21 protein-coding genes are annotated in these 19,068 nt (G+C 60.8%); 10 read left to right on the top strand and 11 right to left on the bottom strand.

Features of this window, described 5'->3' with window-relative positions; genetic code table 11:
• The first annotated feature begins 61 nt into the window (after positions 1-61).
• On the top strand, positions 62-496 hold the full coding sequence (locus TX72_RS11375; protein WP_011129108.1) for an RNA recognition motif domain-containing protein: 435 nt from the start codon (positions 62-64) through the stop codon (positions 494-496).
• 75 nt (positions 497-571) lie between these two features.
• On the opposite strand, the gene TX72_RS11380 is transcribed toward TX72_RS11375, so the two are convergent.
• Together TX72_RS11380 and pds are read right to left on the bottom strand one after the other, a co-directional pair.
• A complete protein-coding gene (locus tag TX72_RS11380) occupies positions 572-1,480 on the bottom strand; it encodes a phytoene synthase (RefSeq protein ID WP_042504486.1) in 909 nt (302 codons plus the stop codon).
• Positions 1,481-1,483: 3 nt separating this feature from the next.
• The gene (gene pds / locus TX72_RS11385; RefSeq protein WP_011129110.1) at positions 1,484-2,902 is read right to left on the bottom strand and encodes a 15-cis-phytoene desaturase; all 1,419 of its coding nucleotides are present in this window, start codon (positions 2,900-2,902) and stop codon (positions 1,484-1,486) included.
• Positions 2,903-2,988: 86 nt separating this feature from the next.
• On the opposite strand from pds, the gene ndhM reads away from it, so the two are divergent.
• Together ndhM and TX72_RS11395 are read left to right on the top strand one after the other, a co-directional pair.
• Entirely contained in the window at positions 2,989-3,336 is a 348-nt protein-coding gene (gene ndhM, locus TX72_RS11390; protein ID WP_011129111.1) for an NAD(P)H-quinone oxidoreductase subunit M, read from the top strand.
• Entirely contained in the window at positions 3,333-3,947 is a 615-nt protein-coding gene (locus TX72_RS11395; RefSeq protein ID WP_011129112.1) for a DUF3172 domain-containing protein, read from the top strand. The genes ndhM and TX72_RS11395 overlap by 4 nt, the downstream gene beginning before the upstream one ends.
• A gap of 4 nt (positions 3,948-3,951) precedes the next feature.
• Here TX72_RS11395 and TX72_RS11400 read toward each other — a convergent pair whose 3' ends face one another.
• Positions 3,952-4,926: a LysR family transcriptional regulator gene (locus tag TX72_RS11400; RefSeq protein WP_011129113.1), complete on the bottom strand. Its 975-nt coding sequence runs from the start codon at positions 4,924-4,926 to the stop codon at positions 3,952-3,954.
• Positions 4,927-5,005: 79 nt separating this feature from the next.
• Between TX72_RS11400 and TX72_RS11405 the strand changes: the two genes are divergently transcribed.
• The 6 genes from TX72_RS11405 to TX72_RS11430 all read left to right on the top strand — a co-directional run bounded on the left by TX72_RS11405 (position 5,006) and on the right by TX72_RS11430 (position 12,148).
• The gene (locus TX72_RS11405) at positions 5,006-5,737 is read left to right on the top strand and encodes an NnrU family protein (RefSeq protein WP_011129114.1); all 732 of its coding nucleotides are present in this window, start codon (positions 5,006-5,008) and stop codon (positions 5,735-5,737) included.
• A gap of 34 nt (positions 5,738-5,771) precedes the next feature.
• Positions 5,772-7,781: an NAD(P)H-quinone oxidoreductase subunit 5 gene (locus tag TX72_RS11410; RefSeq protein ID WP_011129115.1), complete on the top strand. Its 2,010-nt coding sequence runs from the start codon at positions 5,772-5,774 to the stop codon at positions 7,779-7,781.
• Positions 7,782-7,874: 93 nt separating this feature from the next.
• Positions 7,875-9,515: an NAD(P)H-quinone oxidoreductase subunit 4 gene (locus tag TX72_RS11415; RefSeq protein ID WP_011129116.1), complete on the top strand. Its 1,641-nt coding sequence runs from the start codon at positions 7,875-7,877 to the stop codon at positions 9,513-9,515.
• A gap of 67 nt (positions 9,516-9,582) precedes the next feature.
• Positions 9,583-9,960, top strand: coding sequence for a lipopolysaccharide assembly protein LapA domain-containing protein (locus TX72_RS11420; RefSeq protein ID WP_011129117.1), 378 nt, complete (start codon positions 9,583-9,585; stop codon positions 9,958-9,960).
• Positions 9,961-10,023: 63 nt separating this feature from the next.
• On the top strand, positions 10,024-10,926 hold the full coding sequence (locus tag TX72_RS11425) for a segregation/condensation protein A (protein ID WP_011129118.1): 903 nt from the start codon (positions 10,024-10,026) through the stop codon (positions 10,924-10,926).
• A 43-nt stretch (positions 10,927-10,969) separates the two neighbouring features.
• Positions 10,970-12,148, top strand: coding sequence for a nucleotidyltransferase family protein (locus TX72_RS11430; RefSeq protein WP_042503928.1), 1,179 nt, complete (start codon positions 10,970-10,972; stop codon positions 12,146-12,148).
• Here the strand turns inward: TX72_RS11430 and TX72_RS11435 are convergent.
• A complete protein-coding gene (locus tag TX72_RS11435; protein WP_011129120.1) occupies positions 12,133-13,026 on the bottom strand; it encodes a methylenetetrahydrofolate reductase in 894 nt (297 codons plus the stop codon). The genes TX72_RS11430 and TX72_RS11435 overlap by 16 nt on opposite strands.
• A gap of 83 nt (positions 13,027-13,109) precedes the next feature.
• Here TX72_RS11435 and pedR point away from each other — a divergent pair, with 83 nt between their 5' ends.
• Positions 13,110-13,385 (top strand): photosynthetic electron transport-dependent transcriptional regulator PedR, encoded by a 276-nt coding sequence (gene pedR / locus TX72_RS11440; protein WP_011129121.1) that lies wholly within the window; start codon positions 13,110-13,112, stop codon positions 13,383-13,385.
• Between the two features lie 204 nt (positions 13,386-13,589).
• Here the strand turns inward: pedR and TX72_RS11445 are convergent, their stop codons facing one another.
• From TX72_RS11445 to TX72_RS11475, 7 genes are all read right to left on the bottom strand, one after another.
• Positions 13,590-14,096 carry a CYTH domain-containing protein gene (locus tag TX72_RS11445; protein ID WP_011129122.1) on the bottom strand — a complete coding sequence of 169 codons (507 nt, stop codon included), beginning with the start codon at positions 14,094-14,096 and terminating at the stop codon, positions 13,590-13,592.
• Positions 14,097-14,103: 7 nt separating this feature from the next.
• The gene (locus TX72_RS11450; RefSeq protein WP_011129123.1) at positions 14,104-15,054 is read right to left on the bottom strand and encodes an NAD(+) kinase; all 951 of its coding nucleotides are present in this window, start codon (positions 15,052-15,054) and stop codon (positions 14,104-14,106) included.
• Positions 15,055-15,069: 15 nt separating this feature from the next.
• On the bottom strand, positions 15,070-15,399 hold the full coding sequence (gene nuoK / locus TX72_RS11455) for an NADH-quinone oxidoreductase subunit NuoK (protein WP_011129124.1): 330 nt from the start codon (positions 15,397-15,399) through the stop codon (positions 15,070-15,072).
• Positions 15,400-15,408: 9 nt separating this feature from the next.
• Positions 15,409-16,011, bottom strand: a complete 603-nt coding sequence (locus TX72_RS11460; RefSeq protein ID WP_011129125.1) for an NADH-quinone oxidoreductase subunit J — start codon at positions 16,009-16,011, stop codon at positions 15,409-15,411.
• Positions 16,008-16,655: an NAD(P)H-quinone oxidoreductase subunit I gene (gene ndhI, locus TX72_RS11465; RefSeq protein ID WP_011129126.1), complete on the bottom strand. Its 648-nt coding sequence runs from the start codon at positions 16,653-16,655 to the stop codon at positions 16,008-16,010. Before ndhI ends, TX72_RS11460 begins: the two co-directional genes overlap by 4 nt.
• A 74-nt stretch (positions 16,656-16,729) precedes the next feature.
• Entirely contained in the window at positions 16,730-17,848 is a 1,119-nt protein-coding gene (gene nuoH / locus TX72_RS11470; RefSeq protein WP_173358531.1) for an NADH-quinone oxidoreductase subunit NuoH, read from the bottom strand.
• Between the two features lie 27 nt (positions 17,849-17,875).
• Entirely contained in the window at positions 17,876-19,066 is a 1,191-nt protein-coding gene (locus TX72_RS11475; protein ID WP_011129128.1) for a citrate synthase, read from the bottom strand.
• Positions 19,067-19,068: the final 2 nt, after the last annotated feature.

Below are 19,068 nucleotides of genomic sequence, written 5' to 3' on the forward strand. Positions count from 1 at the left end.
TTAACTTTGCATGTGTCAACGATGACGGTCCGACACCGACGAATCGCATTTCCCTTCTTTCATGAGCATCCGCCTGTACATCGGCAACCTGCCGCAGACCTTTGACGAACAGGAGCTGGCTGCTCTGATCAAGAGTGTTGGAGAGGGAATTCGGTTCAAATCGGTTCTGGATCGTGAGACCGGAGCATCCCGTGGTTTCGGGTTCGCCAACGTCGATGACGAAAAAGTTGCTGATGCTGTGATTGAACAGCTCAATGGCAAAGACTTCGGCGGCAGCGCCCTGCGGGTTGAGCGCTCCGAGCGCCGTGAGAATGGTGGTGGCGGCAATCGCCGCGGTCCCAACGGTGGTGGCAACGGTCAGCCCCAGGTGGCCCGCAAGGCCGTCAACAAGGTTGTCCATAGCGACGCACCCGGTGAAGGAGCTCCGGACCCCCGTTGGGCTGGTGAGCTATCCAAGCTGAAGGATCTTCTGGCCAATCAAAAGACAGCCGTCTGATTGCTGCCGATCAATCATTTCTTAAGCTCAATTAACCCCGGATGTCCAGGCCTTCGGGGTTTTTCGATGGGCCGATCAGCGGGCCTGCGCCAGAACGAAGGAACGCGGCAGATCCAGCAATTTGCTGACCTTGCCGACATAGGCACGGTTATTGAAAACGTCGTAATCCACCCGCTCGATGGCATCGAGAATGCCTCTGTAGAGACGCAGGGACGTCCAGACCGGCCAGCGCGCATCACGGGAGAGCCAGCGCACGCCAGCCTCCGATCGCGCGAACCAGTCCCTGGCCCGTTTCAGCTGGAACTGCATCAGCTCACACCAGGCGCTGTTAAGACGTCCGGCCATCAGATCATCTTCTGAGTAGCCAAAACGCTCCAGATCCTCAAGCGGCAGATAGATGCGCCCACGCCCCCGGTCTTCACCCACATCGCGGAGGATGTTGGTGAGCTGATTGGCAATACCGAGAGCCACCGCAGCATCAGAGGTGTCAGGACGGTCACTCCATGGAGCCGAGGTGTAGGCACCATCAACCCCCATCACACCTTGAGTCATCAGCCCAACGGTTCCAGCGACGCGATAGCAATAAAGCTTGAGGTCGTCAAAGCGCGGATAGCGCGTCCAGGTCAGATCCATTCGCTGACCCTCAATCATGTCGAGGTAGGGCTGGATGTCCTGGGGGAAGCGCTCGAGAGTGTCCACCATCACAGCATCGAGATCATTCTCGACCGTTCCGTTGAACAAGGCGCGGGTTTTCTCCTCCCAGCGATCCAGGCGTTCCGCCAATTCAGCAACTGGGCGGGATTGGGCCTCAGGGCTGTCCATCAGCTCGTCGGTGCGTCGGCACCAGACGTAGATGGCCCAGATGGCACGACGCTTCGCCGGGGGCAGCAGGAGCGTCCCCAGGTAAAAGGTCTTGGCCCACTCAGCGGTCTCACGACGGCAAGCCTCAAAGGCTGCGTCGAGATCCGGGGCTGCGAGGGGCATCACTCAGGCCGCAACCGGCTCGCTGACTGGGGTCGATGATGACAGCTGATCCCGCTTCTGGTCCACAGCACCGGCGCAGAGCTTGCCACTGAGCACCGCACCTTCCATGGAAGCCAGATAGCGCTGCATCGTGTAATCGCCAGCCAGGAAGAAGTTCTTGATCGGCGTGGTCTGATCGGGGCGGAGCTGCTGACAGCCCGGGGTGGTCTTGTAGACCGACAGCGGAGTCTTGACGACTTTGTACTTGAGCAGCGTGGCGGGGTTGTCACCGCCGAAGTGCATGGGGAAGAGCTTGTGGAGTTCACTCATGGTGGCTTCGATGATCTCCTCATCCGGTCGGCCGATCCAATCCTTGGCGGGGGCAAACACCAGCTCCAGCATCGACTTATCGGGATCCTCGTACTCCTTACAGGTGATGCTCATGTCGGCATAGACGCTGAGCAGAGGGGAGCGGCTGAACAGCAGGTGATCAATATCGGTGAGCTTGCGGTCGAACCACAGGTGGAGGTTGATCACCGGAACACCGCGAAGCCCATCAAGCTTTCGGAACACCTCCATCTGCTTCCAGGGCTTCGGCAGCAGCAGCTTGAACGGATCCACCGGCAGCGCACTCACATAGGCATCAGCGGTGAGGTCAAAGCTGTCCTTGCCCTTCACACCACCGATGTGGAACGCCGCCACGGAGCCGTCCTCATTGAGCTTGATTTCCCGCAGGGGGCTGTCGAGGTGCACTTCACCTCCAAGTGATTCGATGTGCTCGACCACCGGCTGGCAAAGCCGCTCCGGGGGCGCCCCATCAAGGAAAGCCATCTTGGAGCCACTCTTCTCCTGCAGGAAACGATTGAGCGCTGTGAGCACAACCGTGGCAGAAATTTCATCGGGATCGATGAAATTCAAGGCCTTACTCATCGCCAAGAACACTTCATCGTTGACCCGTTCGGGAATGTTGTGGACCCGCAGCCACTCGGTCCAGGAATATTTGTCGCACTCTTCGACGTAACCCTGGCCGCGCAGCATGGCGGGCACGAGGCCCAGACCGAAGCTGATTTTCTCGGGCCAGGTGAGCATGTCGTTGTTGCCCAGGATCGCCGCCACGCCATTCACCGGTGCCGGCAGATCGGGAAAGTCGAAACGGCTGTAGGTGCCTGGTTCGTCCTGCTGGTTGAAGATCATCGAGTGGCTCTTCCACTGCAGCCGGTCTTCGATGTTCAGCTCCTTGAACAGCTGCAGCATGTTGGGGTAAGCCCCGAAGAAGATGTGTAGGCCGGTTTCGTACCAGTCACCGTCCTCGTCTTTCCAGGCCGCCACCTTGCCGCCAAGTACATCGCGTGCCTCCACCACGATTGGGGTATGGCCTGCATCAGCCAGATATTTGGCGCAGGACAAACCCGCAAGACCGGCTCCGGCAATAGCGACGCGCATGCGGATGGTGAAAAGTTGAAACCAACCTTAAAAGGGCCTGATCCCCATTCGCTTCTTAAAGTCGACGCACGTCCCCAACGCACGCCATGGCTGACACCCTGCTGAAATGCACCACCCGCCATGTACGCCTGTTCACGGCACGGGTGGACAACCAGGATCTGGTGCCATCAGCGGATGAGCTGACCCTGGACCTTGATCCCGACAATGAATTCCTCTGGTCGGACGCCGTGGTGAGCAAAGTGCAACAGCGCTTTCAGCAGTTGGTGGAGGCCGGCGCCGGTGGCGAACTCAGCGACTACAGCCTCCGGCGGATCGGTACAGACCTGGAGGGCTACATCCGCCAGCTGCTGCAGGCCGGGGAACTCAGCTACAACCCGGATGGCCGGGTTCAAAACTTTTCTATGGGTCTTCCTCGCACACCGGACCTGTTGTGAGCCGTTCCCGCTACGACAGAGCCGACCGTTACGACAGGCCCGATCGCTACGACAGGCCTGAGCGCCGCGGTGGTGGCTATGGACGCCCCCCCGGTCCACCTCAGGGCAATGAGGGGCAGGGTGGATTCCAATTCAGCACGCTCACGGCAGCGGTGCTGGCAGGAGTGTTGGTGGTGGGCATCGGTATTGGCAGTGCGGTTACCAGCACCACCCAGGGCGATCAGGGCAACATCGCCAGCTCTCAGCAGCTGGACATGGCCGTTCCGGATCCCGAGTTCTGCCGTCAGTGGGGGGCCAGCGCCTTCGTGATGGATATTGAGATGTACACAACGCTCAACCCCTCCAGCAGCTTCGTCACCCAACCCACGCTTCAGCCCGGCTGTGTGATTCGACGGGAAAACTGGAGTGTACTGCGCAAGGAAGGAGCCATCACCGCGAACCAGGAACGCGAGTGCAAGCAGCGGATGAACACCTTTGCTTATATCGGCTCTGTACGCGACAAACCTGTGGTGCGTTGCGTTTACCAGACCGACATCAGCGAAAACAAGTTCCTCACCCGTGGTATCGCTGATGACGCAGCCGGCGTCACGCCGGAAGCCGATCAGTTCTGACCATTCAGGCCTGCAGCGGTTGGGGCTGGGACGGCTTGGCTTGGCGCAACGGGCTGTCTGCACTGGCGAACACCGGCAGCACGTCCTGCCGGAAAGCCGCTGAAGCGCGGGAGCTGTAACGGGCGGGGTGGGTGATCAGCTTCAGCTGTCGACGCACCTGGAGATCCGCCACGACCGGGCGGTGAATTGTTCCGGCCGCCAGCTCCCGCTCGATTGACACCACCGGTACGAATGCAGCGCCGAGGCCTGCCTGAACAGCGTTTTTGATCGCCTCCAGCGAATTCAATTCCATTTCGATGCGCAGCCGCTGAACGTCCAACCCGGATCGAGCCAGCAACTGGTCCACCATCTTGCGGGTGGTGGACTGGGCATCAAGGCAGACAAAGCCCAGTCTGTAGAGGTCTTCTTTGGTGAGTTCCGCCAGGCGAGCCAGGGGATGCTTCACCGGCAACACCAGAGCCAACTCGTCGCTGGCGTAGGGCACCACCTGGAGCAGGTCGTTGAGCTCAGGCGGCAATTCACCACCGATGATCGCCAGATCGATCTGGCCATTGGCCACGCTCCAGCCCGTGCGGCGCGTGCTGTGAACCTGCAGCTGGACCGCCACTTCCGGGTACTTCTGCCGGAACAGACCAATCATCCGGGGCATCAGATAAGTGCCAGTAGTCTGGCTCGCTCCGACAATCAGGGAGCCGCCCTTGAGGTTGTGCAGATCATCCAGAGCACGGCAGGCCTCATGGCACTGGCTGAGGATCCGATCGCAATAACTGAGCAGCAGGTGCCCGGCTTCCGTCAGCTGAGCCTTCCGCCCCCCACGGTCAAACAACGACACCTCAAGCTGCTTCTCAAGGTTCTGGATCTGCAAGCTGACGGCCGGCTGCGTGACGTAGAGACTGTCGGCCGCTTTTTTGAAGCTTCCTTCGCTGACGATGGCGCGAAGAATGCGGAGCTGATCCAGCGTGAAGGGCAGATCGGCCACCGCGCGCGATGCGGAAGAGCTTGGAATCTAGGTCTGCCTCGGCCGGCGTCCAGAATCACGGCGCAATGTTCAGAGGCCGATGGCCGTTTCCCACCACAGCAGCATCGTGATGCTGATCCTGCTGGTGCTGTTTGCTGTGATCCACAGCGGCGGTGCGGCCCTGCGGCAACGCGCTGAAGCCCGGATTGGGGCAAGGGCATGGCGTCTGCTGTTCGCCAGCGCGAGCATCCCCTCAGCCGTCGTTGTGATCGGCTGGTTCCTCGCTCACCGCTATGACGGCATCCGCCTCTGGAACCTGCAGGGGGTGCCGGGGATGGTGCCGCTGGTCTGGATTGGAACCGCCGTCAGTTTCCTTTTCCTCTACCCCGCCACCTACAACCTCCTGGAGATTCCAGCCGTCCTCAAACCCCAGGTTCGGCTGTACGCCACAGGCATCATCCGCATCTCACGTCACCCCCAGGCCATCGGTCAGATCCTCTGGTGCATCACCCATGCCCTGTGGATCGGCAGCAGCTTCATGTTGGTGACCTGCTTCGGACTGGTCGCCCATCATTTATTTGCGGTCTGGCACGGCGACCGCCGTCTCCAGGAACGGTTTGGCGCGGCCTTTAACGACCTGAAAGCCAATACATCCGTGCTGCCATTTCGGGCGGTGATCGATGGCCGACAGCAGTTGGATTGGCGTGAATTTCTCAGACCAGCCCAGCTGGGAATCCTGATTGCAGTCGGCGTGTTCTGGTGGGCGCACCGCTTCATTCCTACCGCCGCGGCAATGGTGCGCAACTCAGCACTGGAGATTCTGCTGAGCTGAGCTGCCTACACTCCAGGCAACCTGTTGAAAGCGGATGCCTTCGGCCGCGGAACTTGCCTGGTTAATCCCGGTGCTTCCCCTTGCGGGAGCCGTGATCACTGGTCTTGGCTTGATCAGTTTCAACCGCACCATCAACCGGCTGCGCAAGCCGGTGGCGCTGCTGTTGATCAGCTGCGTGGGTGCAGCCGCGGTGTTGAGCTACGCCATCCTTGCCGGACAGCTGGCCGGCGCTCCGCCGGTTGAAAGCCTGTTCGTCTGGGCCAGCGCCGGCAACTTCGTGTTGCCAATGGGTTTCGTGGTGGATCCCCTGGCCGCCGTGATGCTCTCCCTGGTGACCACCATCGCTCTGCTGGTGATGGTGTACTCCCACGGCTACATGGCCCACGACAAGGGCTACGTCCGCTTTTTCACCTACCTGGCGCTATTCAGCAGCTCGATGCTGGGACTGATCATCAGCCCGAATCTCCTCGAGATCTACGTGTTCTGGGAACTGGTGGGGATGTGTTCCTACCTCCTGGTGGGTTTCTGGTACGACCGGGATGGTGCAGCCCACGCCGCCCAGAAAGCCTTTGTGGTAAACCGCGTCGGAGACTTCGGTTTGCTGCTGGGCATCCTCGGACTGTTCTGGGCCACAGGCAGCTTCGATTTCCAGGGCATTGCCGATGGTTTGCGTGATGGCCTGAGCTCAGGAGCGGTTGCCCCATGGGCCGCACTCCTGCTCTGCCTGCTGGTGTTCCTGGGACCGATGGCCAAGTCGGCGCAGTTCCCACTGCATGTGTGGCTTCCAGATGCGATGGAGGGCCCCACCCCGATTTCCGCCCTGATTCATGCCGCAACGATGGTCGCCGCGGGAGTCTTCCTGGTGGCTCGCCTAGATCCGCTCTACAGCCAGTTCCCGATTGTCCAGACCGTGATCGCCGTGGTGGGCACGATCACCTGCTTTCTGGGGGCATCGATCGCCCTCACCCAGATGGACCTGAAGAAGGGGCTGGCGTACAGCACCGTCTCGCAGCTCGGATACATCATGCTGGCCATGGGCTGCGGAGCCCCTGTCGCAGGACTGTTCCACCTGGTCACCCACGCCTTTTTCAAGGCGATGCTGTTCCTGGGATCGGGCTCAGTCATCCACGCCATGGAAGAGGTGGTCGGCCACGAACCGGTCCTTGCCCAGGACATGCGGCTCATGGGTGGTCTGCGCCAGAAGATGCCGGTGACGGCCATCACCTTCTTCATTGGCTGTATCGCGATCAGCGGCATCCCCCCCCTGGCAGGGTTCTGGAGCAAGGACGAAATTCTCGGCCAGGCCTTCAACAGCTTCCCCGTCCTCTGGCTGGTGGGCTTCCTCACCGCCGGGATGACCGCCTTCTACATGTTCCGACTGTATTTCCTCACCTTTGAAGGTGAGTTCCGCGGCAACGACACGGCCATGCAGGCCCAGCTGCTGACGGCATCAGGCAAGGACCCTGGCGACCATCACGCCCTTGGCGGCAGCGTTCATGAATCCACCTGGCCCATGGCAGCCCCTCTGGCGGTGCTGGCAGTGCCTTCGGTCCTGGTGGGCCTGCTGGGCACTCCTTGGAACAGCCGCTTCGCCGGCCTTCTGAATCCAGAGGAAGCCATGGAGATGGCCGAGCATTTCAGCTGGAACGAGTTCCTGCCCCTGGCCGGCGCTTCCGTGGCCATCTCTGTTGTGGGCATCACCCTGGCCGTGCTGGCCTACGCCCTGCACCGCATTGACCTGGGTGTGTTGGTGGCAGGTCGTTTCCCCAGCATCAACGCCTTCCTGACCAACAAGTGGTACCTCGATGCCATCAACGAGAAGTTGTTCGTGCGTGGCAGCCGCAAGCTGGCCCGGGAAGTGCTGGAGGTCGACGCCAAAGTTGTGGATGGCGTGGTGAATCTCACTGGCCTACTCACCCTTGGCAGTGGAGAGGGTCTGAAATATCTGGAAACGGGTCGAGCCCAGTTCTATGCCCTGATCGTTTTCGCTGGAGTGATCGGTCTGGTGGTGTTGTTTGGCGTCATCGGCGGACCAACCGCCTGACCATTCACCAGCTCATGTGTGTCATCGCCTATCGAGGTGATGACAGTTGGGCTGTGATTTCTACGATCCAGCCAGTGGTGATCGGGACAGATCGTGATCGAATTTGCAGTCGCTGGGGCGAATGACCCCATTGCGGCGACCGTGCCCTGGCTGAGCCTCTCCATTCTTGTTCCGATCGTGGGCGCCCTGCTGGTGCCGTTCATTCCGGACTCCGGTGATGGCAAGCAGATTCGCTGGTACGCCCTCGGCGTCACCCTGATCACCTTCCTGATCACGGTGAGCGCTTACCTCAATGGTTATGACCCGAGCCTCAGCGGTCTGCAGCTGAGCGAACGGGTGAGTTGGCTACCGGACCTTGGTCTCACCTGGGCCGTTGGAGCCGATGGGTTGTCGATGCCGCTGATCTTGCTGACCAGTTTCATCACAAGCCTGGCCTGCCTGGCGGCCTGGCCGGTGAGCTTCAAGCCACGCCTGTTCTATTTCCTGCTCCTGGCGATGGATGGCGGCCAGATCGCCGTGTTCGCCGTGCAGGACATGCTGCTGTTCTTCCTGGCCTGGGAACTGGAGCTGATCCCGGTGTATCTGCTCCTGGCGATCTGGGGTGGCAAGAAGCGCCAGTACGCCGCCACCAAATTCATCCTGTACACCGCCGGAAGTTCCCTGTTCATCCTGCTGGCGGCCCTGGCCATGGGCTTCTTTGGCGGAGGAACCCCCAGCTTTGAGTACACCGCCCTGGCGGCGAAGGACTTCGGCAGTGGCTTCCAATTGCTCTGCTACGCAGGCCTGTTGATCGCTTTCGGGGTGAAGCTGCCGATTGTGCCGCTGCACACCTGGCTTCCCGATGCTCACGGTGAGGCCACGGCCCCGGTGCACATGCTCCTGGCGGGCATCCTGCTGAAGATGGGCGGCTACGCCCTGCTGCGGTTCAACTGCGAGCTGCTGCCTGCTGCCCACGCCCAGTTCGCACCGCTTCTGATCGTGCTCGGGGTGGTGAACATCATCTACGCCGCGCTCACCTCCTTCGCCCAGCGCAACCTCAAGCGCAAGATCGCCTACAGCTCCATCAGCCACATGGGCTTTGTGCTGATTGGTGTGGGCAGCTTCAGTGCCCTCGGCACCAGCGGCGCCATGCTGCAGATGATCAGCCACGGGCTGATCGGAGCGAGCCTGTTCTTCCTCGTGGGTGCCACCTACGACCGCACCCACACTCTTCAACTGGACGAAATGGGTGGTGTGGGTCAGAAGATGCGAACGATGTTCGCGCTCTGGACCGTCTGCGCCCTGGCTTCCTTGGCGCTGCCGGGCATGAGCGGCTTCGTCAGCGAGCTGATGGTGTTCGCAGGCTTTGCCACCGATGAGGCCTATACCCTGCCGTTCCGGGTGGTGATCTGTTGCCTGGCCGCCGTCGGTGTGATCCTCACACCGATTTATCTGCTCTCCATGCTGCGGGAGATCTTCTTCGGCAAGGAGAAGCAGGAGCTGGTCTCCCACACCAACCTCGTGGACGCAGAGCCGCGTGAGGTGTACATCATCGGCTGTCTGTTGGTGCCGATCATTGGCATCGGCCTCTACCCACGGCTGATGACCGACAGCTACAGCCGATCGATCGAAGCCCTGGTGGGACGTGACCTCGGTGCCATGGAACGGATCACCCAACCCACCGCACCATTAATCCGTGGCCAGGCTCCAGCGGTGCCGGCAGTCCTGAGCGCGCCATCGGTTCCAGCCTCGTAAACAAGTGTCGAGGTCTGCCCCAGAGCGCGTTGAAGTCCGTAAGTTCTGATCGCATTCGGCCCTTTCCATGCGCCAGATCAACTTCGGCCTGATCTTCGGCTTCGGACTGCTCACGGTGTTCTTCACCCTCGAGAACACCGCCCCCACCACCGTTCATGTTCTGCCCGGGATGAACTACACCCTGCCGCTGGCTGGCCTGTTGCTGCTGGTGGCGGGTGTTGGTGCTGTGTCCGCCTGGTTCTTCGCCGCCTGGACAGGGATGCTGAACAATGTGGAACGCATCACGCAGGCCAGCGAGTTTGAAGCTCAGCAGGTGCGCATCCAGGAACTCGAAACAGACCTGAACCGCTATCGCTCCACGGTGCAGACCCAGCTCGGCCTGCTGCCGGCCACCACAGTCAGCAGCAGCAGCCAGGGGGATGACAACAGCAGCGACGCCGCCTGATCCCAGGCTGCCACTGGCATCTGAGCTGAAGGACCGATACCTTCAGCTCAATCGGGATCGCACGTGCCCCAGGCGGCCAGCCATGAGAGTGCTGATGCAGGCGCCCGCCTGGCCATCCGCCTGCTGCAGGACGCAGCTGAACGGGGGGAGCTCGACCCCTGGGATGTGGATGTGATCGCCGTCGTGGACGGCTTTCTGGATCAGCTCCGCCAACGCATCGAGGTGCCACGGCAGGTGGCGGCAGTCCTCGATGGCCGAGGCGGCAGCTACGAACGTGACCTGGCGGACAGCAGTGAGGCCTTCCTGGCCGCCTCAGTGCTGGTGGGGTTGAAAGCCGAGGTGCTTGAAGCCAGCATCTTGCCGCCTCCTGTTGAGGTGGAGGAGTACATCGATGCCGAGTTCGACGCCCAGGGATGGCTGGACCAGAGCTTCGATCTGCCGCATCGACCAGAACGTCATCTTCAACGCCGGCCTGTGGCCCCGCCGCCGTTGCGGCGGCCGGTCACCCTCGGCGAGCTGATCGAACAACTGGAATCCATCGCCGAGCACCTTGAAGCCGACGAGCTCGAAGCCCGCCGCCGCCAACGCAAGCGGCGCTTCAGCAACCGCGAAGCGATCGCTCAGGTAGCGGGCCTGGCCCACCGAGAAAAACTGCCAGAAACCACAGCAGCCCTGGGGGTTTATCTCAACGGCTGGGAGGACGCCCTGGACTGGATCGACTTTGAACGCTTGGTTCAGCGCTGGACCAGCGTGGCTCCAGGCGATCTGGACACCGATCGGGTGGGAGTCTTCTGGGCTCTGCTGTTTCTGTCCTCCCAGGGGGCGGTGGAACTGGAGCAGGAGGGCTGGTTACATGCTCCCCTCCGGCTGAAACGGATCCCAGCCAGCGGCAGCTTCACCCAGCTCCCGATCACCCGGTTGGAGGTGCCAGATCCAGTGCCGACCCGAACGACGCAGGCGGCTTGAGGAGCGGTTTAGTCTTCACCATCCTGTGATGTCAGAAACGCCGATGAAGGCGATGATCCTGGCGGCCGGAAAGGGAACAAGGGTCCAGCCGATCACCCATGTGATCCCCAAACCGATGATCCCGATCCTGCAGAAACCCGTGATGGAGTTTCTGCTTGAACTGCTCAAGGAGCATGGCTTCAACGAGGTGATGGTGAACGTCTCCCACCTGGCTGAGGAGATCGAAAATTATTTCCGCGATGGGCAGCGCTTCGGCGTGGAGATCGCTTACAGCTTCGAAGGGCGGATTGAAGATGGCGAACTGATCGGCAGCGCCCTGGGTTCAGCTGGCGGACTGAAGAAAATTCAGGATTTCCAGAACTTCTTCGACGACACCTTCGTGGTGCTCTGCGGTGACGCTCTGATCGATCTCGACCTCACCGAAGCGGTTCGTCGCCACCGAGAGAAAGGTGCCCTTGCCAGCCTTGTCACCAAGCGCGTCCCCAAGGAACAGGTAAGCAGCTACGGCGTCGTGGTCACAGACGCTGAAGACCGGATCTCCCACTTCCAGGAAAAACCCAAGGTGGAAGAAGCCTTGAGTGACACGATCAACACCGGCATTTACATCTTCGAACCTGGGATTTTTGATCACATCCCGTCGGGCGTATCCTTTGACATCGGCTCCGACCTGTTCCCGAAACTGGCGGAGCTCGGGGCACCGTTTTATGCCATTCCGATGGATTTCGAGTGGGTGGATATCGGCAAGGTGCCTGATTACTGGCAGGCCATCCGCAGCGTTCTTCTCGGGGATGTGCGTCAGGTGGGCATTCCCGGCAAAGAAATTCAGCCGGGTGTTTACACCGGCCTCAACGTTGCCGCCAACTGGGACAAGATCAACGTGAGCGGTCCGGTCTACGTGGGAGGCATGACCAAGATCGAAGACGGTGCAACGATTGTTGGCCCAGCGATGATTGGCCCCAGCTGCCACATCTGTGAAGGAGCCGTGATCGACAATTCGATCATCTTTGACTATTCCCGGATTGGAGCCGGTGTGCAGTTGGTGGAGAAATTGGTGTTCGGCCGCTACTGCGTGGGCAAGGATGGCGACCACTTCGACCTTCAGGAAGCAGCGCTGGACTGGTTGATCACCGATGCGCGTAGACAGGACCTCGTGGAGCCTTCACCGCAGCAGAAAGCCATGGCCGAACTGCTGGGAACCGAGCTCACTCAGGCAGCCAGCTGATTAACTCCAGCTTGATCAAGCACCAAGGGGATCCGTTCCTCAGCTTTGATCGCCATCAGGTGAACCCCCTGGACAATTCCGAGGTAACGCTTCACCTGCTCCGCCGCGATTGCCACCCCCTCCATGGCGGGATTATCTGCTGATTCCAACCGCAGAATCAGGTCTTCAGGGATGCAGGCACCCGGCACCACACGGTTGATGAAGCGGGCATTCTTAGCCGACTTGAGCAGAAATACACCCGCCAAAACCGGCAGGTTCAGCGGTTCCGCCAACTCAACCTGAAACCGCTCCAGTGCTGAAGGGTCCATCACCATCTGGGTCTGCACAAAGCGAGCACCGGCTTCGTGTTTGCGATGCAAGCGCCGTTGCAGCCCACTCCAGCTGCGCGATTGGGGATCAGCGGCACAGCCGGCGAACAGTTGCGTCGCACCATCCGGCAAATCAGCCTTCACGGGATCCTTCCCTTGATTGAAGGCCGTCACCTGACGCAGCAGCTTCACCGATTCGAACTCATTCACCGGTCGGGCATCGGCCTGATCACCCGCCCGCACGGGATCACCCGTGAGACAGAGCAGGTTGTGGATGCCTAGGGCATGGGCTCCCAGCAGATCCGCCTGCAGCGCCAGACGGTTGCGATCCCGACACGCCAACTGCAACACAGGCTCCAGGCCTCGATCCAGCAGCAGACGGCAGACCGCCAGGCTGCTCATCCGCATCACCGCACGACTGCCGTCGGTGACATTGACGGCATGCACCCGTCCCTTGAGATGGTCCGCCATGGCCAGCGTGTGGGAGGGATCTCCTCCCCGGGGGGGCATCACCTCCGCCGTCATCGCCTGCTGACCGGACTCAATCGCGCGTTGGAGCGCCGTCGTCAAACCCTGAACTGCCGATGGAGCCCACTATGCAGGATCAGATCATCCGACGGGACTACCATTAGTTGAAAGGGTGGTTGAGGCCCATGTCCAGCAGCGATCCAAGCGATCCCCTCAACATTTCTCTCTCAGCACGGGAGATTGAGATCATTGAATTGGTGGCGGAGGGCCTCACCAATCAAGAAATCGCTGACCGGCTCACCATCAGCAAACGCACGGTGGATAACCACGTCAGCAACGTGTTCACCAAAACGGGCTCAAAAAACCGTGTGGCACTGCTGAACTGGGCGATGGACAACGGCAAGATCTGCCGGGATGGCTTCAACTGCTGTGCCCTTCCAGATGCCGATGGCCCCGAATGATCATCCCGGGCTGAGCGGGCTCGGGGAGCTCCTGTAGGGAACTGGACGACAGTTGGATCTTGAACAAGGCGGCGTACTCGACGCAGGCCTCCAAGCTTCTGCCAACAAAACGAAGCATTCCTTCCCGGTCGTAGAGGCCCACCATCGCCCGAAAGCGGCTGCTGTTCAAACCTAAAGGAAATCGAAAGAGTCTTCCAGGTCTGCTCAGGCGTAACCGAAGGCCTGCCGTTCTGTCAGAGGCCAATCCTGCAGCGGCCGCCTGGCCAATGCTGCATTGGACCAGCGCCCATCGCCGGTGATTTCCTGCCCGCACCACGACGGAATCTCCAGGGGTGTTTGCGCGGCTGGCAGCTCCACCTCCGCCAGCAGCAAGGGACCATTGCGTCCGGCGAAGTGGTCAACGACCCAGTCCCCGCCAGCCAAGGAGAGTTGGTAGCGGGTCTTCTCCAGACGATGGGGGGCCAGGGTCCACAGCGACTCGGCATCCGCAACCGGAATGGCGTATTCGAACTCATGGCGCACCAGCCCAATGGCATCGGCGGCTGCCTTGAGAGTGAGCCAGGCGGCTTCAGCCCCACGCAGACGAATCCGCACCGTGATGCCTTCGGCGCTGGCGGCCAGGTAGCCCTGGCGCAGTGGCTGGGGTTCTCCCGCCAGAGATCGCCAGTCCTCACCGTTCAACAAGAAGCGTCGTTCGATTTCGACGGCCATGGTTCGCTCAGTTGTGGGAGGGCTGGGCTGCCGTCAGGCTTCCGGCCCAGTGCAGCTTGGAGGCCACGGTGCGGTAATAGGAAGGGCTCTGGTTCAGTTGCACCATCTGGGCATGGTGGCGGGCTTGCTGCACCACGCAGCATTCGCCTGGTTCCAGCACCGTGCAGCCAACACCGTCCTTCCATAGTTTGATCCGATGGTCACCGGCCCCTAAGGGCCAGATCACCAGTCGGGCCCGCGGCGGGACCACCACCGTGCGGCTGGAGAGGCTCATCGGGCAGATCGGTGCCACCACAATGGCGTCGATGCCCGGATGCAAAATCGGACCCCCAGCTGCAAGGGCATAGCCCGTGGAACCGGTGGGAGTTGAAAGGATCAGTCCATCGCCGCGGATCTGGTCCACCACTTCCCCATCGATTTCCAATTCGAGGGTGCAGGTGGGTGAAATCTCATCGCGGTAAGCGCGCAGATAAAAGTCATTGAGCGCCCAGTGGTGCTCGTCATCGTCCTCGACATCAGGCTGCTGCAGCGGCGTCGGTGCGTCCGCCCGCTCCTCAGCGCTGCGGCGATCCACCATCGCCTGAAGCATCATCCGCCGCTCCATGGCGTACTGATCATTGAGAAGACGCTGCCAGATCTCATCCCCCCGCAGCACACGGCGGTCATGGGTGAGGAAGCCGAGATGCCCCCCCACATTGATGCTGAGAATGGGGATGTCGTGGACGGCCAGGTGGCGGGCAGCCCCCAGAACAGTGCCATCTCCCCCGAGCACCACCGCCAGATCAGGAAGTTGCTCCTGCGTCGCCAACAGGCCTGGGAATGGGTTGACCCGGGCCCCAGACATGGCAGTGGTCACCTCACTACCAAGAGCCTTGAGCTCCTTGGCGCACTGACGGGCTTCACGTTGAGCAGGCTGGCTGTCAGCCCGATAGATCACCCAGACCCGATCGAGACGCATGGCCCCTGTGGATGGTTACCAGCGGAGCAGGTTGAACTGTTCCATATCGACGGTAACCCTGTTGCGATAGAGCGACAGCAGGATGGCAAGACCCACGGCTGCTTCTGCAGCAGCCACTGTGATCACGAACACAGCGAATACCTGACCGCGAATCAGGTCACCATCGACATAGGACGAAAATGCCATCAGGTTGATGTTCACTGCATTGAGCATCAGCTCGATGCTCATCAGCACCCGCACAGCGTTGCGGCTGTTGATCAATCCCCAGACGCCGATGCAGAACAGCATCGCTGCCAGCAGCAGGTAGGCCTGAAGCGAAGGAAGTTGAGAAAGAAGCTCGGTCATCGTTCAGGGTCAGGAGGAAGGCCGCTCAACCAGCAGCGGGGTGCGGGATTTTTCGATCAGGCCCTGATCAGCGACCTCACCGGTCACAACATCCGTCGCCAGCACATCTCGGCGAGCCAGAACGATGGCTCCGATCATCGCCATCAGCAGCAATACGGACGCCACCTCAAAGGGCAACAGGTAGTCGGTGAACAGGTGCTCGCCGATGCGAGCGGTTGCCTCTTCACCCACAGCAGCAGGGCCAGGTAAGGACCAGGGAGTGGTGAGCACAACGCGGACCAGCAGCGCCAGCAGCCCCAGACAAACCCCGCCCGAAACAGCCCGTCGAACGTTCAATCCAGCGATGGCCTTGAGGTCCTCGCGCTTGTTCACGAGCATGATCGCGAACAGGATCAACACATTGATCGCCCCCACGTACACGAGGACCTGGGCCGCGGCGACAAAACTGGCATTCAGCAGCAGGTAGAGACCGGCCACGGCCATGAAGACACCTCCCAGAAGGAAGGCGGAATAGACGATGTTGCTGAGCAGTACGACCCCCAGGGCACCGGTCACCACGACCGCGGACAACACCAGGAAACAGATCAGTTCGGTGGTTGTGGCAATGCTCATGCCTCGCCCTCCTGGGTTGTACCGGTGGATTGTCCCTCATTCTTGGCACCAACCTTTGCAGGGGGTGCCAGGGTTTCAAGCACCTGTGAGGGAAGCTGTCCCGCACGGGGACGATCGTTCGGCACGCCATGGGGGTCCATCTCACCGGCGGGGAGATAGGCGAGCTCACGCAGTGGCTGCACCGAAGGGTCGGTGGTCACGCTCGTTGGCAAGCGACCCAAAGCAACGTTGTCGTAGTTGAGGCTGTGGCGATCAAAGGCTGCCAATTCGTACTCCTCCGTCATCGACAGGCAGTTGGTGGGGCAGTACTCCACGCAGTTACCGCAGAAGATGCAGACTCCGAAGTCGATGGAGTAATTGCGCAGCTCCTTCTTCTTCGTCGCCTTGTTCATCACCCAATCGACCACCGGCAGGTTGATCGGGCAGACCCGAACACACACCTCACAGGCGATGCACTTGTCGAATTCGTAGTGGATCCGGCCGCGGTACCGCTCGGAAGGAATCAGCTTTTCGTAGGGGTACTGCACCGTCACCGGACGGCGCTTCATGTGGTCGAAGGTGACCGAAAAGCCTTGCGCCAGGTTGCGGGCGGCATCCACGGCATCCCGCGTGTAGTCACCGACCTGTTTGAGAAATCCGAACATGGCGAGAAGCCTGGAAGAGAGCGAGAGTCAGATCACCGAATCCATGATGGCCGGTGCAGAACGATCCAGAGGGATCAACCGCCGAAAGCCACGGGGAACGCCAGTTTCAGAGCGGCGGTCACCAGGAGATTGACCAGAGACAAAGGAAGCAGGAATTTCCAGCCCAGATCCAACAGCTGGTCGATACGAACCCGGGGGGTGGTCCAGCGCAGCAGGATGGCCACAAACACCAGCAAGTAGGCCTTCAGCACTGTCATCACGATGCCAACGGATCCCGTGATCACCTGAATCACCGGTGCATCGATCGGCTGGTTCAACCAGCCCGCCAGCCATTCCACGGGGATCGGAAAACCCCAGCCCCCGAGATAGAGAACGGAAACCAGAACAGCCGAGAGCACCAGGTTGATGTAACCAGCCAGGTAGAAGAGGGCGAATTTCATGCCGGCGTACTCGGTCTGGTAGCCAGCCACTAGCTCCTCTTCAGCTTCAGGAAGATCGAAGGGAAGGCGTTCGCACTCGGCCAGGGCACAGATCCAGAAGATCAGGAAGCCCACGGGTTGGCGCCAGATGTTCCAACTCAGGATGCCGGCGCCAGTTTGCTGACCGACGATGTCAACCGTGCTGAGCGAATTGCTCATCATCACGATGGCCAGCACAGCAAGCGCCAGGGGGATTTCGTAGCTGATCGACTGAGCCGCAGCCCGAAGACCACCGAGCAACGAGTACTTGTTGTTGGAGGCATAACCACTCATCAACAGGCCAATCGGCTGAATGCTGCTGAACGCGATCCACAGAAAAATGCCGACCCCGACGTTGCTGATCAGCAGGTTCTGACCGAAGGGGATGATCAGCCAGGAGATGATCACAGGGATCACCACCAACACAGGGCCGAGGGTGAACAGGAGGCTGTCGGCTCGAGCCGGAATGATGTCCTCCTTCACCAGCAGTTTGAGGCCATCGGCGAGGGGCTGAAGCACACCAAGGGCACCGGCGTATTCGGGTCCGATCCGCTGTTGCACCGCCGCAGAAATCTTGCGCTCGAGCCAAACCGACACCAGCACGCCAACGACTGCAGCCACCAGCACCAGCAGCATCGGGAGAGGCAGCCAGAGCAGCCTTGCGGCCTGCTCCGACAGGCCAAATCCCTGAAGCGCCTGGCTGAAACTCAGTTCAAGGTCCAGTCCCGGACTCACCATGGTGTCGACTGAAGTCCTTGCAACTTAAGCGGCCGGAGCGGTGACACGCTCATCTATGGGCATCCACGCGCGTAGCTGGGAGCCCGAATAAATCTGAGAGGGCCGGAAAATGCGATTGGCCCCGAGCTGCTCCCGCCAATGGGCCAGCCAGCCAGCCACGCGTGCGATGGCGAACACCGGCGTGAACAAATCCCTCGGGATGCCGAGCTTCCGGTACACCAGGCCTGAATAGAAATCGACGTTGGGGTAGATGCCTTTGGGCCCGAGGCGGGACTCCGCCTCCCGCTCGATGGCCACCGCTACGTCGTAGAGCTCATCGTGGCCAAAGCGGGCGAACATCTCCTCCACCAAGGCCTGAAGAATCACCGCACGGGGATCCTTCACCTTGTATTCACGGTGGCCGAAACCCATGATCTTGCGCTTGGCGGCCATGGCTTCATCGAGATAGGCGCCGGCGTTCTCGGCTGTTCCCACCTCTTCCAGCATCGCCAGCACATCTTCATTAGCTCCCCCATGCAGAGGTCCGGCAAGGGTGCCCACCGCCGAGGCCACCACGGCGTAGGGATCGGTGAGTGTGCTGGCGGTGACGCGGGCGCTGAAGGTGCTGGCGTTGAGGCTGTGCTCGGCGTGAAGCATCAGGCAACGGTCGAAGATGCGTGCCGCCAGAGGATCCGGCTCACGCTCGGTGAGCATGTAGAGGAAATTGGCGGAGTAGGCCAGGTCGTCGCGGGGCTGAATCGGATCCTGGCCCTTCCGAATCAGCTGGAAGGCCGCAACCATCGTGGGGATCTTGGCGATCAGCCGCACCACCGCGTCATACACGTACTGCGGATCGTCGATGGCCCGACGGGAATAGAACAGCCCCAGGGATGCTGCGCTGGATTGCAGCGCATCCATCGGATGCCCACTTGCGGGGAAACACTTCATCATGTCTCGCACCCGGAAGCTCACCCGCCGGTGCATCTGTACGGCGTGCTCGAACTCCGCCAGCTGATCGCGGCTGGGTAGCTCCCCCCAGATCAGCAAAAAGGCTGTCTCCAGGAAGCTGCTGTTGGCCGCCAGGTCCTGCATTGGATAGCCGCGGTAGGTCAACAGCCCCTGCTCGCCATCGATGTCACAGATGGCGGACTGGGTGGCCGGTACACCATCCAGACCGGGTCGAAGTTCGATGCCTGTCCGCGCATGGCGCAGGTCCCCTGACTGCTTCTGAGCCACCG

The organism is Parasynechococcus marenigrum WH 8102, from assembly GCF_000195975.1.
GTDB lineage: Bacteria > Cyanobacteriota > Cyanobacteriia > PCC-6307 > Cyanobiaceae > Parasynechococcus > Parasynechococcus marisnigri.